The organism is Pseudomonas sp. B21-048 (genome assembly GCF_024748615.1).
GTDB lineage: Bacteria > Pseudomonadota > Gammaproteobacteria > Pseudomonadales > Pseudomonadaceae > Aquipseudomonas.
This window is the reverse complement of sequence record NZ_CP087168.1, coordinates 5,559,859-5,574,386: the sequence shown is the minus strand read 5'-3', so window position 1 is coordinate 5,574,386 and position 14,528 is coordinate 5,559,859. Positions and strand designations below refer to the sequence as shown.

Annotated in this window: 12 protein-coding genes and 1 pseudogene; 3 read left to right on the top strand and 10 right to left on the bottom strand. The window is 61.2% G+C overall.

What is annotated here, in order from left to right; translation table 11 throughout:
* Positions 1-7: 7 nt before the first annotated feature.
* The 10 genes and pseudogenes from tssH to tssA form a co-directional block, all read right to left on the bottom strand.
* A pseudogene (gene tssH / locus LOY56_RS26195) lies at positions 8-2,687 on the bottom strand (type VI secretion system ATPase TssH).
* Entirely contained in the window at positions 2,680-3,732 is a 1,053-nt protein-coding gene (gene tssG, locus LOY56_RS26190) for a type VI secretion system baseplate subunit TssG (RefSeq protein WP_258618273.1), read from the bottom strand. The pseudogene tssH and the gene tssG overlap by 8 nt, the downstream one beginning before the upstream one ends.
* Entirely contained in the window at positions 3,696-5,555 is a 1,860-nt protein-coding gene (gene tssF / locus LOY56_RS26185; RefSeq protein ID WP_258618270.1) for a type VI secretion system baseplate subunit TssF, read from the bottom strand. The genes tssG and tssF overlap by 37 nt, the downstream gene beginning before the upstream one ends.
* Positions 5,552-6,064 carry a type VI secretion system baseplate subunit TssE gene (tssE, locus tag LOY56_RS26180; RefSeq protein ID WP_258618264.1) on the bottom strand — a complete coding sequence of 171 codons (513 nt, stop codon included), beginning with the start codon at positions 6,062-6,064 and terminating at the stop codon, positions 5,552-5,554. Before tssE ends, tssF begins: the two co-directional genes overlap by 4 nt.
* Positions 6,058-6,504, bottom strand: a complete 447-nt coding sequence (locus tag LOY56_RS26175; RefSeq protein WP_258618260.1) for a hypothetical protein — start codon at positions 6,502-6,504, stop codon at positions 6,058-6,060. The genes tssE and LOY56_RS26175 overlap by 7 nt, the downstream gene beginning before the upstream one ends.
* On the bottom strand, positions 6,501-6,938 hold the full coding sequence (locus tag LOY56_RS26170) for a type VI secretion system amidase effector protein Tae4 (RefSeq protein WP_258618259.1): 438 nt from the start codon (positions 6,936-6,938) through the stop codon (positions 6,501-6,503). Before LOY56_RS26170 ends, LOY56_RS26175 begins: the two co-directional genes overlap by 4 nt.
* 82 nt (positions 6,939-7,020) lie before the next feature.
* Positions 7,021-7,509 (bottom strand): type VI secretion system tube protein Hcp, encoded by a 489-nt coding sequence (locus LOY56_RS26165; RefSeq protein WP_007894494.1) that lies wholly within the window; start codon positions 7,507-7,509, stop codon positions 7,021-7,023.
* Between the two features lie 158 nt (positions 7,510-7,667).
* A complete protein-coding gene (gene tssC / locus LOY56_RS26160; RefSeq protein WP_258618258.1) occupies positions 7,668-9,161 on the bottom strand; it encodes a type VI secretion system contractile sheath large subunit in 1,494 nt (497 codons plus the stop codon).
* 15 nt (positions 9,162-9,176) lie between these two features.
* Positions 9,177-9,686, bottom strand: a complete 510-nt coding sequence (gene tssB / locus LOY56_RS26155; protein WP_007894500.1) for a type VI secretion system contractile sheath small subunit — start codon at positions 9,684-9,686, stop codon at positions 9,177-9,179.
* Between the two features lie 80 nt (positions 9,687-9,766).
* Positions 9,767-10,786 carry a type VI secretion system protein TssA gene (gene tssA / locus LOY56_RS26150; RefSeq protein ID WP_258618252.1) on the bottom strand — a complete coding sequence of 340 codons (1,020 nt, stop codon included), beginning with the start codon at positions 10,784-10,786 and terminating at the stop codon, positions 9,767-9,769.
* Positions 10,787-11,191: 405 nt separating this feature from the next.
* On the opposite strand from tssA, the gene tagH reads away from it, so the two are divergent.
* The 3 genes from tagH (at position 11,192) to tssK (ending at position 14,524) form a co-directional block, all read left to right on the top strand.
* The gene (gene tagH, locus LOY56_RS26145) at positions 11,192-12,589 is read left to right on the top strand and encodes a type VI secretion system-associated FHA domain protein TagH (protein WP_258618246.1); all 1,398 of its coding nucleotides are present in this window, start codon (positions 11,192-11,194) and stop codon (positions 12,587-12,589) included.
* A 75-nt stretch (positions 12,590-12,664) separates the two neighbouring features.
* Entirely contained in the window at positions 12,665-13,177 is a 513-nt protein-coding gene (gene tssJ, locus LOY56_RS26140; protein WP_258618245.1) for a type VI secretion system lipoprotein TssJ, read from the top strand.
* A gap of 12 nt (positions 13,178-13,189) precedes the next feature.
* Positions 13,190-14,524: a type VI secretion system baseplate subunit TssK gene (gene tssK, locus LOY56_RS26135; RefSeq protein WP_258618240.1), complete on the top strand. Its 1,335-nt coding sequence runs from the start codon at positions 13,190-13,192 to the stop codon at positions 14,522-14,524.
* Positions 14,525-14,528 lie beyond the last annotated feature (4 nt).

Here is a 14,528-nt window from a genome sequence, read left to right as displayed (position 1 = left end):
CCAGGGGCTATGCCGCGTCGCTGAAGTCGTAGTGCAATTCGTTATCCCGGGCGCTGATCCGCACGCCAGCCAGTGCTTTGCCTTCGAGCATGCGGGTGAGGAACTCGCGGCTCATGTCCGGCAGCAGGCTGTTGGTCAGGATGGTGTCGATCATTCGCCCACCGCTTTCGGTTTCGGTGCAGCGGGAGACGATCAGGTCGATCACCGCGTCGTCGTAGTCGAAGGCCACTTTGTGGGTGCTCTCCACACGCTTTTTGATGCGGTTGAGTTGCAGGCGGGTGATGGCCTTGAGCATCTCGTCGCTGAGCGGGTAGTACGGAATGGTCACCAGGCGGCCTAGCAATGCCGGCGGGAAAATCTCCAGCAGCGGCTGGCGCAAGGCCTTGGCGATCTCTTCGGGCTCGGGCACGTTTTGCGGGTCTTTGCAGACACGGGCAATCAACTCGGTGCCAGCGTTGGTGGTCAGCAGGATCAAGGTGTTCTTGAAGTCGATCACCCGGCCTTCGCCGTCCTCCATCACGCCTTTGTCGAAGACCTGGAAGAAGATCTCGTGCACGTCCGGGTGGGCTTTTTCCACCTCGTCCAGCAGCACCACGCTGTACGGTTTGCGCCGCACGGCTTCGGTCAGCACGCCGCCTTCGCCGTAGCCGATGTAGCCCGGTGGCGCGCCCTTGAGGGTGGACACGGTGTGGGCTTCCTGGAATTCGCTCATGTTGATGGTGATGACGTTCTGCTCGCCGCCGTACATGGCTTCGGCCAGGGCCAGGGCGGTTTCGGTCTTGCCCACGCCGGAGGTGCCCGCGAGCATGAACACGCCAATCGGCTTGCTCGGGTTGTCGAGACCGGCACGGGAGGTCTGGATGCGTTTGGCGATCATCTGCAAGGCGTGGTCCTGGCCGATGATGCGTTTTTTTCAGGTGCTGGTCGAGGTTGAGCACGGTTTCCAGTTCGTTACGGGCCATGCGGCCCACCGGAATCCCGGTCCAGTCGGCGACCACCGAGGCCACGGCCTGGTAATCGACCGTGGGCAGAATCAGCGGGGTTTCGCCTTGAAGGGCGCTGAGGCGCTGTTGCAGGTCCACCAGTTTCTCGCGCAGGGCGTGGCTGTCGTCACTGCCAACGTCGCTGTCCACCACGCCAACGCGTTCGCGCAGGGTGGCGCGGGTGGCGAGCAGTTCGTCCACCAGGGTTTTCTCTTCGGCCCAGCGGCTTTCGAGTCCGGCCAGGCGTTCGCGCTCGGCGGCCAGCAGGTTTTCGCTGTTGCTCTGGCGGGCGCCGATGACGATGCCGATGGCGTGCTCGCGGGCGATGATTTGCAGTTCGGTTTCCAGCGCCTCGATGCGACGACGGCTGTCGTCCACTTCGGCCGGCACGGCGTGCAGACTGATGGCGACCCGGGCGCAGGCGGTGTCCAGCAGGCTCACGGATTTGTCCGGCAACTGGCGCGCCGGGATGTAGCGATGGGACAGCTTGACCGAGGCTTCCAGGGCTTCGTCAAGGATCTGCACCTGATGGTGTTTCTCCATGGTCGAGGCCACGCCGCGCATCATCAGCAGCGCCTTGTCTTCGGACGGCTCGGCGACTTGCACCACTTGGAAACGGCGGGTCAGGGCCGGGTCTTTCTCGATATGCTTTTTGTACTCGGCCCAGGTCGTGGCGGCCACGGTGCGCAGGGTTCCCCGGGCCAGGGCCGGTTTGAGCAGGTTGGCCGCGTCCCCGGTACCGGCGGCGCCACCGGCACCTACCAGCGTGTGGGCTTCGTCGATAAACAGGATGATCGGTTTTGGCGAGGCCTGGACGTCTTCGATGACCTGGCGCAGGCGCTGTTCGAATTCACCTTTCATGCTCGCGCCGGCCTGCAACAGGCCGACGTCGAGGCTGCGCAGTTCCACGTCCTTGAGCGCTGGCGGCACGTCACCGGCGACGATGCGCAGGGCAAAGCCTTCGACCACGGCGGTTTTACCGACGCCGGCTTCACCGGTCAGCATCGGATTGTTCTGCCGACGGCGCATGAGGATGTCCACCAGTTGGCGGATTTCTTCGTCACGCCCGACAATCGGATCAAGCTTGCCGCTGCGGGCCTGCTCGGTGAGGTCGACGGTAAAACGCTTGAGCGCTTCCTGCTTGCCCATGGCGCTTGGAGCCATGGCGCCGCTGGCTTCACCGGGCACGCTGCCTGCGTTGAAACCATCGCTGGCGCTGAGCGAATTTTCCGGCGAGTCACCGACGTATTCGTCAAAACGTTCGCTCAGGGCTTCGACCTTGATCTTGTCAAACTCTGCCGACAGCCCCAGTAGCCCATGGCGCAGGCTCGGCGTCTTGAGAATGCCCAGCACCAGGTAACCGGTACGCACCTGGCTTTCGCCGAACATCAGGCTGCCGTAGACCCAGCCACGTTCCACGGCTTCTTCCACATGGGAGGACAAGTCAGTGATTGAAGTCGAGCCGCGTGGCAAACGGTCCAGGGCTTCGGTCAGGTCACGGGCCAGGCGCGCCGGCTCGATGTTGAACTGACGGATGAGGCGGTGCAGGTCCGAATCCTGCAATTGCAGCAACTGATGAAACCAGTGGGCCAGTTCCACATAAGGGTTACCGCGCAACTTGCAGAACACGGTGGCGGCTTCGATGGCTTTGTAAGCCACGCTGTTGAGTTTACCGAACAACGCGGCGCGACTGATTTCACCCATGCTCTTGGCTCCTTGAGGTCTGTGAGGTGTTGGCTTGCTCGGCGTAATGCCGGGCCAGTATTAGATCGTTGGCATCTTTTTCAGGACGTCCCAGCCAGGTGTTGAAACCCAGACGGAAGCGGCCATTGAGTTGTAACGCCGGTACTTCAGGCTGTTTCAGAATCAGGTTCAGGTCCCAGTCCAGTTCATGGCCCAGGTATTCGGCCACCCAGGCCACCAGCTCATTGAAGGGTTGGCTGCCGGGCAACATGCCCATGTAGTCATCCAGCTTGAGTGGGCCCAGGCGAATGCGGAATTTGTGCTGGCGATCCCAGACGTAGCGACCCAGGCAAAAATCCACGCCCAATTGATGGGCGCTGATACCCACGCGGCTGCGTTCGGGCAGCTCCAGCCATTGGCCGACGTACTCTTCGATCTCCGCCGGCAGGCCGAAGTACTCGCTGAGAATGGCCTTCAAACCGTCCGGGTAGCGGGTTTGTGCCGACAGGTGACCGCTGTAATGCAACTTCGCCGTGTCGGGGATCAGCCCTTGTTTGAGCAGGCTCGGCATCCCCCGGCCGCTCAGTGCTGCCAGGCGTGCCGACCAGTAGTCATCGTCCGGGCGATCATGGCTGACCGTCGGCCGCGCTTCGGCCCAGGCCCGGTAAAACAGGCTCAGCAGGCGGTGATGGAACACATCCAGGAAACGTTTACTGGTGCTGTCGGCGTTGTTGCGCTGGCGTTCGCGCACGTATTCGGTGATGTGCAGCGGCAATGGGCCGTTGGGGCCGCCGAGGCCGAAAAAGAACTGCTCCAAGCGCGCCGGCGCACCGTCAATGCCCGGCTGTACCGACGCCAGGGTCGCTGGGGCGAAGGTGCAATCGGCTTGTTGCCCAAGACGCAGCGGATCATCGGCCAAGCGCAACGAATGGCCCAGGCGCGGCAGTTCAGGCGATTCGCACTCGATGCGCCGCAACGCCTGGAAGAAGTCGTATTCCCAGGGCTCCTGGTGCATCGCGTCCAGGGTACTCACAGGGTCGGACGACGTCCGGGCTTGGCTTTCCATCGCATGATCTCGCCGCGTTCGGTGGTACGGATCACCGTCTCGGTAAAGCTGTTGATCGACACGTAGCGTGCCAGGAAGCGCTCGAACACTGCACCGAGCAAGAAGACTCCAGTGCCGCGAAACGCGTTTTCATCGAATTCCAGAGTGATCTCCAGGCCACGACCAAACACGATCGGGCCCGGCATTGGCAAGCGTCGGGTGCAGGCCTTGCTGCTGACTTCGCGCAGGCCTTCGATCTGCAACTGCAACGCCGCATCGTTACTGTCGCCGTACAGGCGCAGCAGTTCGCGCAGGGCGGCGGCACCCTGGCCTTGTTCGCTGAGGGACAAATAATTCAGCGAAAGCTGGCTGATCAACCGCCATGCCTTGGCGTCATGGGCATGGCTGGCGCGTGGGCGGCTCGGGCCGGCCACGCAGCGCACCGCCGCTACCGGTGCGCTGTCGGCCAGGGTGAAATCGGTCTTGCTGTTGCCCACGCTCATGAACAGTGGCAGGTCGCGGTTGGTGCACAACGCCGTTACGCCCAGTTGACGCAGGTCGTGGCGATAAGGCGCCTGCTGGCTGTCCACCAGGCTGACGAAGGTTTCGCTGCCGATGTAAGTCGAGCGCGGGCCGTTGCGCCGCTGGCCGCTGGACAGCACGCGAGGTTCGCGCCGCACCGTGTACCAGGCCTGATCGCGGCCGTAGCGAGACGGATCGCGTACCGCATAGAACGGCAAAAAAGGTTGCTCCGACCCGGTGCCGTGGCCGGTGAGGGTGGTCAGGGAATGAATCTCGAAATCCATCGGCCGGGTGCGGTCGGCGATCACATGGTGTTCATTGACCCGTTCCGACAGGTGAATGCGATCCAGGCGCTTGGGAAACAAGTTGATTGCCGGCGTGCAGAACGGCAGGAACTGCGCGGCGCCGACGCTGCCTTCCAGGCTCGGATCGTGACGGTCGAACAGCACGATCAATTCCAGTTCCTGGCCGTCGCAGCGTTTGACCGCACGGCTCAACTGGGTGAAATCGACGAACAGAAAGCGGTGGGGCAGGGCGAAGTATTCCTGCAGCAGGCGATAGCCCTGGAAGGCTCGCGAGACCACTGGCAGCGCGGCGTCGGTATCGTCGAATCCCCGGGAGCGTAGTGCATCCTGCGGCAGGCGTTCCACCCAATCGCCGCCGGGCTGACGAGCGAACACGGCGCAGACATTGCCCAGCAGTTGTTCGTAGAGGCGGAAGGGTTGTTCGTCTGCGCCGCTGAGGTACAGCGGCAGGTTGTTCAGGGCCAGACTGTTGAACGGTAGTTCGGCGCCGGTGCGCAGGGTCAGGCGCAGACCGGCCTTGGCCTTGGGTTCGCTGGCGGCCAGGCGTCCGAGCACGGCGGACGGGTTGCCGAAGTACTCGGCCTGGCTGACCTGCAGTGGCCACAACGTCACCGCGTGGGCGGTGCGGTACTCGCAGCAGGTTTGGGTTTCGCGGCCCAGGGCGGCACGCAGGACCGTGTCCCGGGGCAGCGGGAAGCCGCTGCTCAGCGAGCCTTCATCGGGGTCGGCCTGCAATTGCACCACGGTCATCGACGGTGTCGGCGCCAGGTAATGGGGGTATGCGATTTCCAGCAGGTTATGAGTGAAGGTCGGGTATTCGGCATCCAGCTTGAGCTGTACCCGCGCCGTCAGATAAGCAAACCCCTCCAGCAAACGCTCGACGTACGGGTCGGCGCAGTCCATGCCGGACAACGTCAGCCGACTGGCGATTTTCGGGTATTCCTGGGCGAACTCCGCCGCGCTTTCGCGCACGTGGTGCAGCTCTTGGTTGTACAGTTCCAGCAGGCGCGGGTTCATGAGCGTCTCCGTTGTTCGGCGTTGATCACTCGCACATGGCCGGATTCCAGGTCCAGGTCGGTTTGCAGCATCAGGCGCAGCGGCACCGGCTGCGCCCAAAGGTCGCCTTCGATCTCGAAACTCAGGGCGTTGTGGTTCATCTCGGCGGATGCCCGGGCCCGCACGCGCAAAGTGTTACGCAGAATCCGCGGTTCGAAGGTGGCGATGGCTTGGTGGATCAGCGCTTCAAGCGCCGCGATATCGACGTTCGACGCACTGTTGCCGGCCAGCGCTGGCAGCCCGAAGTTGACCACCGACGTGCCAGCCTCGGTGTGCAACGTCGCGTCGGCGCTGAGCAACGAAGTGGTGTTGAGCAGCCACGCCAGGTCACGCAGCACCGAGGCTTTCAATTGGGTCAGGGAGAGCACGCGCTTGTCGGCGCTTTCCTTGAGGTTGTTCGGTTCGTCGTCGGTCAACCGGTCCAGCAGGGATGGTTGCAGGCGATCGCGGGTGGCGATTTCGGTTACCACCGGAATAGCGCCGTAAACATTTTCTGGTCTTGCTGGCCAAGCCCGCACATGGCGCTGGGGTTGACCGACGAAGCCTCTAGAAAGCCATTGATTTTGCGTACAGCCTGGGATTTTGTATCGCAGTCCCGACTGGGCGGTGGTTCGGGCATGCTCCGTTCGACTAGAAAGATCGGAACGCCTTTGAACATTTCTACCCGCAATTCACCCTTTGGGTTCAGGTTGAAATAGCACGGCCATTCCATACCCAGTTCCAGATGAGTCTGATCAGGTTTGAGGACCGCGCATTGACCATTCAGGTCGACCAACTTAAGTGTCTGGCCCGCGAATGTTCCTTGAGTGCGAGCAGGTGCGTCGAGTTGATCGGGGGCGGTTTCAGCGCAGGCATTCAAGCTGATCAACAGGCTGCACAGGAGTGTGGCCCGTAGCGTTGGTCCTATCATGTCAACTCCCAGAACCAGACCTGTCTGGAAAGGAAGTCACCATCAAAGAAGCCTTTGGTTCGGCCACGATTCCATAGATCGATGTGGTCGCCTGAACGTTGGCCTTCAGACTCTTGTGCACGGGCAAAGCAATCCTTGAAAAAGATGATCCCGGTCTTCTGGCTGAGTGTCAGCCGATCGGTTGCGCTACCACTCAGAATGGTCGGGCGCCCTAAATGATGCCGCCAGAGCCAGTTTGCCAGGGACTCGGCGCCACGGGCATGGTCATGCTTGCATTTGGGATCGGTGTAGGTCGAATTGTTGACCTTGATGCTCAACTCGCCATTCAACGCGACACTCATGCGAATCGCGCACTGGTTGCCCCAAGGCTGGTCGCAGGGATCCTTGACGGTGGGATAGCTGCTCCACAAATTAATAAACGAAGGCTTGGCCATGACTCAGACACCGGGTGGAAAAGGATTGGATTCGAGCAGGCACTAAAACACCCCCGGCGTGTAACGCCGGGGGCATGTTCGATTACACCTTGACGTTCTGGCGGATGTTCCAGCCGAACTTGACCGGCCCGCCTTCCTTGGTGCCATCGGCCTTTTGCGGCTGGTAGTCCACCAGCACCTTGGCGAAGTTCAGGGTGAGGTTTTCAGTCAGACGATCATCGCTACCCGAGCCGCCAGTGCTCAGGGAAGTGACCAGCACTTCTTCCAGGTTGATGATCATGTACTCGACCTGGCTTTCGCCGCCGGCCTTGCGCACGGTCAGCTTGACCTTGTCGATGTGCTTGCCGCTGGCACAGTGCATCATCAGGTTCGGTGAGGCTTTGTCGACGTACTTGGTCAGCGACAGGTCCTGGATGTTCACCTTGCCGGCACCACCGCCGCTGCCCACGTGCATGTTGCCGGACTGAGACATGCCCCAGCTCCAGTTCAAGACGTCGATTTCGTCCTTGTGGGCCTTGTCCATGGACTCGCCCTTGATGTCGCCGATCTTGATGAAAATATCAACAGCCATGTTTTCTCCGTGTGTGGTCTCTACCACATTGTGTTTTGTTGATCGCTCCCACGCTCTGCGTGGTAACGCATCTGGGGACGCTCCGCATCACTGGGACGCGGAGCGTCCCGGGCGGCATTCCCACGCTGAGCGTGGGAACGATCACATCAAGCTCGGTGTTACGCGCCTTTGGCCGAAGGCAGCTTGGATACCAGGCGCAGCGACACGGTCAGACCTTCGAGCTGATAGTGCGGGCGCAGGTAGAACCTGGAGTTGTAGTACCCCGGATTGCCTTCCACGTCCTCGACGATCACTTCGGCCGCCGCCAATGGATGCTGGGCCTTGGTGGTTTCGGTGGAGTGCGCAGGGTCGCCGTCGACGTAGTTGAGGATCCAGTCCTGCAACCAACGCTGCATTTCGTCCTTCTCTTTGAAGGAGCCGATCTTGTCGCGCACGATGCACTTCAAGTAATGGGCGAAACGGCAGGTGGCGAACAGGTACGGCAGGCGCGCGGCCAGATTGGCGTTGGCGGTGGCGTCCGGGTCATCGTATTCGGCCGGTTTTTGCAACGACTGGGCGCCGATGAACGCGGCGAAGTCGGTGTTTTTCTTGTGCAGCAGCGGCATGAAACCGTTCTTCGCCAATTCCGCTTCGCGGCGGTCCGAAATGGCGATTTCGGTCGGACACTTCATGTCCACGCCGCCATCGTCAGTCGGGAAGGTGTGCGCTGGCAGGTTTTCCACTTCACCGCCAGACTCCACGCCACGAATGCGCGAGCACCAGCCGAAGTGTTTGAACGAACGGTTGATGTTCACCGCCATCGCGTAAGCGGCGTTGGCCCAGGTGTACTTGGAACTGTCGGCGCCGTCGGTGTTTTCTTCGAAGGCGAAGGCTTCCACCGGATCGGTCTTGGCGCCATACGGCAGACGCGCGAGGAAACGCGGCATGGTCAGGCCGATGTAGCGCGAGTCTTCCGATTCGCGCAGCGAGCGCCAGCCGGCGTATTCCGGTGTGGTGAAGATTTTGGTCAGATCGCGCGGGTTCGACAGTTCCTGCCACGAGCCCATGCCCATCACGGTCGGCGATGCGGCTGCGATGAACGGCGAGTGCATGGCGGCGCAGACTTTCGACAGTTCGCCCAGCAGTTCTACGTCTGGAGGCGACTGGTCGAAGTAGTAATCGCCCACCAGGCAACCGTAAGGTTCGCCGCCGAACTGGCCGTATTCTTCTTCGTACATCTTCTTGAAGATCGGGCTCTGGTCCCACGCGGTGCCCTTGAATTTCTTCAGGGTCTTGTGCAGGTCGGTCTTGGAGATATTGAGCACGCGAATCTTCAGTTGCTCATCGCTCTCGGTGTTGTTGACCAGGTAGTGCAAGCCACGCCAGGCGCTTTCCAGTTGTTGGAATTCCGGGTGGTGGATGACCTGGTTGACCTGGGCGGTGAGCTTGGCGTCGATGGCGGCAATGATTGATTCGATCGACTTGATGGCGTCGTTGGACACCAGGTCGGTCTGCGCCAGGGCCTGTTCGGCCAGGGTGCGCACGGCGGTCTCGACGGCTTCGCGAGCGCGTTCGGTCTTGGGTTTGAATTCTTGCAGCAGCAGGGAGGCGAACTCGCTGGCTTCTTCGGTGGTGCCCAGTTTCTGAGCGTCTGCACGTACTGAATCGGTCATGATCATTCGTCCTGATTAAGCCTGAGGCTCGGCTGGCTTCGGCGCACTGGCAAGCGCCTGAAGCAGCGCCGGATCCTTGATGGCCTTCATGATGATTTCTTCGGCACCGGTCTTGCCGTCCATGTAGGTCAGCAAGTTGGCCAGTTGGGTGCGCGCTTCGAGCAGCTTGTTCAGCGAGTCGACCTTGCGCGCCACGGCGGCGGGGCTGAAGTCGTCCATGCTTTCAAAGGTGATGTCCAGGCTCAGGTTGCCTTCGCCGGTCAGCTCGTTGGGCACGTGAAACGCGACGCGTGGCTGCATGGCCTTGAGGCGCGAATCGAAGTTGTCGACATCCACCTCGAGGAATTTGCGATCGGCCACAGGCGCCAGAGGCTCGGCGGGCTTGCCGGCGAGGTCCGCCATGACGCCCATGACGAAGGGCAACTGGACCTTTTTCTCGGCGCCGTAGAGCTCGACGTCGTACTCGATCTGCACTCGAGGCGCGCGGTTGCGCGCGATGAATTTCTGAGAACTTTGCTTCGCCACGTTGCTGCTCCTGGTCGCTTGAGCGACGGTGTTGGCGTCATCGGTGGTACCGGTGACGTGACTGCGTGATCCGTTCGCTTTTATTCGCTGTCTGGTCCGCGCAGGTTTTCAAATTGGCTCATGCCGTCGGGAATCAGGTTGCGCACGATGGCCGCAAAGTCGGCGTGCACCAGATTCTTCGCCCGGTTCAACAGCACCGGTAGCGGGCTGGAGGGTTCATGGCGGGTGTAATACGCAAGAATCCGGTCCAGGCTGCGCAGCACATCGTCGCGGTTGTTGATTTCGCCGGTGCTGCGCGGTGTGCTCGGCGCGGCGGGGTGTTCAACCGGCGCGGCATTGTCGTCGCTGATGGAATCGGGCAGGGGGCTGTCGCCGCTCTGCGGGGCGAACTGGCCGAGAATCTGCAGGGCCATTTTTAGTGGTTGCTTCAATGGGCCAAGGTCAACGCCCTGGGCGGAACCGATGTGTTCGCTGATCTGTTGCTCGATGGCCTCGGCGACGCTGCGGGCCTCGTGCAAAGCTGCCCGGGTGATTTCCAACTGTTCGGGATCGCTGTCCAGGAACGCCCCAGCGAGCTGCTCGGCGCCGAGGTTTTCGTCAGGGAAACTTTGCAAGCCGCTGGCATTGGCGGCGGCGCGCAGGCTGACAACACCAAAGGTTCGCGAACGGGTCAGGATGCTTTCGCGCAACAGGCGAATGGTGGCATCGGACGTCAGGCCGGCGAGGGCATTGATGCGCACGGTGGGGTCGTTGTCGTCTTCGGCATCCAGGCGCGGATGCAGGTCGGCCCAGTACTGCTTGAGCAACTCGCTGATCAGCGTCAGGACGCGGGCCAGGCCGGTGACGCCTTCGAGGGCAAGGGAACTTTGCAAAAGGAAGTGGGTGATACGCAGGTCTTTGCTGCGTTGCAACAAATCCAGACTTTGCTGCTGGATGCTGCGCCATTCAGGGGGGGCGGCAGGCAATATCGAATCGCCCATGCTGCGCTCGGGCTGGCCTTGGGAATCGCGTTCCAGGCGCAAAAAATCCGCGTCGTATTCCAGATCTTCGCCACAGGGCGAAGTCGCGGAAACGGCGGCGAGCAATAAAGGCACTTCCACTGAATTTGATCTCCCTATCGCCCGACTGACAGAGTCGGGCAGTTCACACGTTAGCGCCAGGTGGAACTACGCATGTTTCCTTGAGTGTAATGGCCCTTTGGATACGCAGTGATCTCAAAGCGCCATCATCGTTATTCAAGAAGTTGTTATTTTTGGTGTAGTACTTATGGCTTGTCAAGGTAAGCTATTTCCCCTGTATGACAGATGTGAGGTGCTTAACAACCCGCGCGACCGATGGGTCGAGGCAGGCACTGATGCAGGTTTTTTGTCATTCAAGCCGGTTAAGATCAGCAAACATGCTGGCAAAAAGCCGTTTTTCGAGGTTGTTTGCAAGGTCGTCGGACCGAGTCTGGCGGGAGTGAATCCCGATTCGTCCGCGCGCAAAGTGTTCAGCAAGGAGGCAAGATGTCGCTGTGTTTGACTATCACTAGTTATCACAAAATTACCCCTGGCCAGTGCCCTGAGAAATCCATGAATCAGGGTGTGATGGCGATAGGCCGAAACTCTGATAATGACTGGGTATTGCCCGACCCTGAACGCTTGGTTTCCGGCAAACATTGCAGTATTCAATATAAAGATGGTCGGTATTACTTAACCGATAACAGCACTAATGGTGTGGAATTGGTCAAGGCCGGTATTCGTCTGCGCAAGGGAAACAGCGAGCCGTTGCAAGATGGCGAAGTTATTCGCATCGGTGATTATGAAATCCAGGCGCGTATTGATTTCAGTCTGCCAGTGACCGACGGCAACCCTTTCGCTGATTCGTCCAGCAGCTTTGAGGCCCTGATGGGACGTCAGGGCGCCGTTGTGAATACGCCGACGTCGTTGCCCATGACCCCCCCTGCACATTTTCAGGGCGTATCGGCCATGGACACGATGCCGGACCTGTTCGACTTTTTGACACCGACCAGCGTTCCGCCGGCCACCCAGCCCGACCATGTCCCGGCCGAGCTGCACGATTTCCGCCCACCGACCCCGATCCCCGACCCAGCGCCCGTGGCCGGGCCTGAGCCATTGGCGTCGGCCCCGGTGATTCCGGAAGATTGGGACCTGTTCAGCGACAAGCCTGCGCCGGTGGCTGTTGCCCCTTTGCCTGTTGCAGAGGTTGCGCCGCCAGCCGTACCTCACATCAGCGCACCGATCGAACCGGCACCCCTTTGCGAACCGCCCGTGGCTATCGTCGAGCCCCTGATCAGCCCGGCCGACAATGCTCAACCCGACCTGTTGCAAGCCTTTCTACGCGGTGCCGGGCTGGATCAAGTGCGCCTGGACAAGGCCCAGGCCGAGGCGCAAATGGAAAGCATCGGTCGCAGTTATCGGCTGATGGTCGAAGGCCTGATCGATGTCTTGCGCGCCCGTAGCAGCCTCAAGGGCGAGTTCCGCATTCAGCAGACGATGATTCAGCCGGTGGAAAACAATCCGCTGAAATTCGCTCCCAATGTCGATGAAGCCTTGCTGTTGCTGTTGCGCCACAGCAATCAGGCGTTCATGGCGCCGGACCTGGCTGTGCGCGACAGCTTCGATGATTTGCGTGCCCACCAATTGGCGGTGATGGCCGGCGTGGAAGCTGCGATCAAGCATCTGCTGGCGCGCTTTGAACCGGCGCAGCTGGAAGAGCGCATGGGCAAGCCCGGTGGCCTGTCGAGCATTTTCCATGGCTCGCGACAGGCCCAGTACTGGCAGCAGTTCACCGAGCTCTACAGCAATATTTCCCGCGAGGCCCAGGAGGATTTCCAGGACCTGTTCGGTCGGGAATTCAGCCGCGCCTACGAAGAACACAGTACACGGCAGCGCCGCGGCTGAGCATCGCCATCGCATAGCGCCATTCATAGCAAAGAACGGAACAACGGATAGCTGAAACGTCATTGAGGACGCAGGATGATTCCCAGGTTTTTACTCGCAGTTGCCACCGCGCTTCTGCTGACCGCATGTGCCAAGGATGCGGCCAAACCCCAGCCCGAAGAGGCTGAGGCCGAGGCCGACACGGCCGCCGTCGAGTTGCACTTTCACGCCATTGCCGGGCTCAACCCCGGCGCCACTGGCCAGCCAGCCCCGGTCCGGGTGCGTATTTTCGAATTGAAAAACGCCGCCACCTTCGGCCGTTCCGATTATTTCGCACTGGCCGAACGGGCCCAGGCGACGCTCGGCGCAGACCTGATCGACCAGGACGAAGTGCTGATCCAGCCCGGCCAGCAGTTGAGCCTGCAGCGCGACCTCGACCCGGCCACCCGCCATATCGGCGTACTGGTGGGGTATCGCGAGCTGGATCAGTCGTTGTGGCGCACGGTGATGACCGTCCCGCCGCGCCAATACACCGAATACCAGATCAGCCTCGACGTGCGCGCCGTGCGCAGCGCCGTCGCGGTTTCCCCATCCAGCCCTGCCCAATAAATCGGAGCCCCCATGTCCTGGAACAATCGCGTGGTCTGGTCGGAAGGCATGTTCATTGGAACGCAGCACTTCCAGCAGCATGACCGTTACCTGGAGAACCTCATCGACGCCCGGAGCCGCCCATTGTCGGCCGGCGCCTGGGGTTTCTCCGAATTGCTGATCGACCAGGGTCTGCTGGCCCAGGGCAAACTGGCCATCGTCTCGGCGCGGGGCCTGTTGCCGGACGGCACGCCCTTCAACATTCCTCAGGATGACCTGGCGCCGAGCCCGCTGAATGTCGATGACAACCTGCGCGATGGTCTGGTGTACCTGGCCTTGCCGCTCAAGCGCGCCGGTGCGCGCGATACCGTTGACGAAGGCGAAGCCCTGGGCGCTGCGCGCTACGTGAGCCAGGTGCGCGAAGTGCGGGACGACAACGCGCCGTTCGAAAACCAGGTGCCGGTGGCCGTGGGTTCGAGGGCGCTGCGATTATTGGTTGCCCAGGATGGCATCAGCGACTACGCCGCCATCGGTCTGGTGCGTATCAAGGAAAAACGCGCCGACCGCGCCTTGGTGCTCGACAACACGTACATCCCGCCGCTGCTGGATGTGGTCGCCTCCAACCCCTTGGCGGCGTTTCGCAGCGAACTGCTGGGCCTGCTGCATCAGCGCGGCGAAGCCCTTGCCGGGCGCGTGGTGGCGTCCGGTGCCGGTGGTGCCTCGGAGATTGCCGATTTCATGCTGCTGCAACTGGTCAACCGTGCCCAGCCGTTGATCCAGCATTTGAGCCAGTTGAGCCCGTTGCACCCCGAGCGGTTTTACAGCGAGCTGGTGAGCCTGGCTGGGGAGTTCTCGACCTTTACCGCTTCCGGGCGGCGACCCCAGGAATACCCGCAGTACCAGCACGATGATCTGGCGCTGAGTTTCGCGCCGGTGATGCAGGCCTTGCGTGAGGCGCTGTCGATGTTGATCGACAGCAAGGCCACGCCGATTCCAATCGTCGAAAAAGCCTACGGCATTCATGTGGCCATGCTGGCTGACAAGACGCTACTCGAGAGCGCCAGCTTCATCCTGGTGGTGCGCGCCGACGTGCCCGCCGAGACCCTGCGCGGACGCTTCGGCCAGCAGAGCAAGGTTGGCTCGGTGGAACACATCCGCGATCTGGTCAACCTGCAATTGCCGGGCATCGGCCTGCTGCCGTTGCCGGTGGCACCACGGCAAATCCCATATCACACAGGCTCCACTTATTACGAACTGGACCGGGGCAGCGAGCATTGGCAGCAACTGGCCAACTCCGGCGGTTTTGCATTCCACATTGCGGGCCAATTCCCGGGGCTGAACCTGGCTTTCTGGGCGATCCGAGGATAAACCG

Coding starts and splice junctions, on each gene's coding strand:
- LOY56_RS26175 (WP_258618260.1), bottom strand. CDS start 6,504: ATGATAGGACCAACGCTACGGGCCACACTCCTGTGCAGCCTGTTGATC.
- tagH (WP_258618246.1), top strand. CDS start 11,192: ATGTCGCTGTGTTTGACTATCACTAGTTATCACAAAATTACCCCTGGC.
- tssJ (WP_258618245.1), top strand. CDS start 12,665: ATGATTCCCAGGTTTTTACTCGCAGTTGCCACCGCGCTTCTGCTGACC.
- tssG (WP_258618273.1), bottom strand. CDS start 3,732: ATGGAAAGCCAAGCCCGGACGTCGTCCGACCCTGTGAGTACCCTGGAC.
- tssK (WP_258618240.1), top strand. CDS start 13,190: ATGTCCTGGAACAATCGCGTGGTCTGGTCGGAAGGCATGTTCATTGGA.
- LOY56_RS26165 (WP_007894494.1), bottom strand. CDS start 7,509: ATGGCTGTTGATATTTTCATCAAGATCGGCGACATCAAGGGCGAGTCC.
- tssC (WP_258618258.1), bottom strand. CDS start 9,161: ATGACCGATTCAGTACGTGCAGACGCTCAGAAACTGGGCACCACCGAA.
- LOY56_RS26170 (WP_258618259.1), bottom strand. CDS start 6,938: ATGGCCAAGCCTTCGTTTATTAATTTGTGGAGCAGCTATCCCACCGTC.
- tssF (WP_258618270.1), bottom strand. CDS start 5,555: ATGAACCCGCGCCTGCTGGAACTGTACAACCAAGAGCTGCACCACGTG.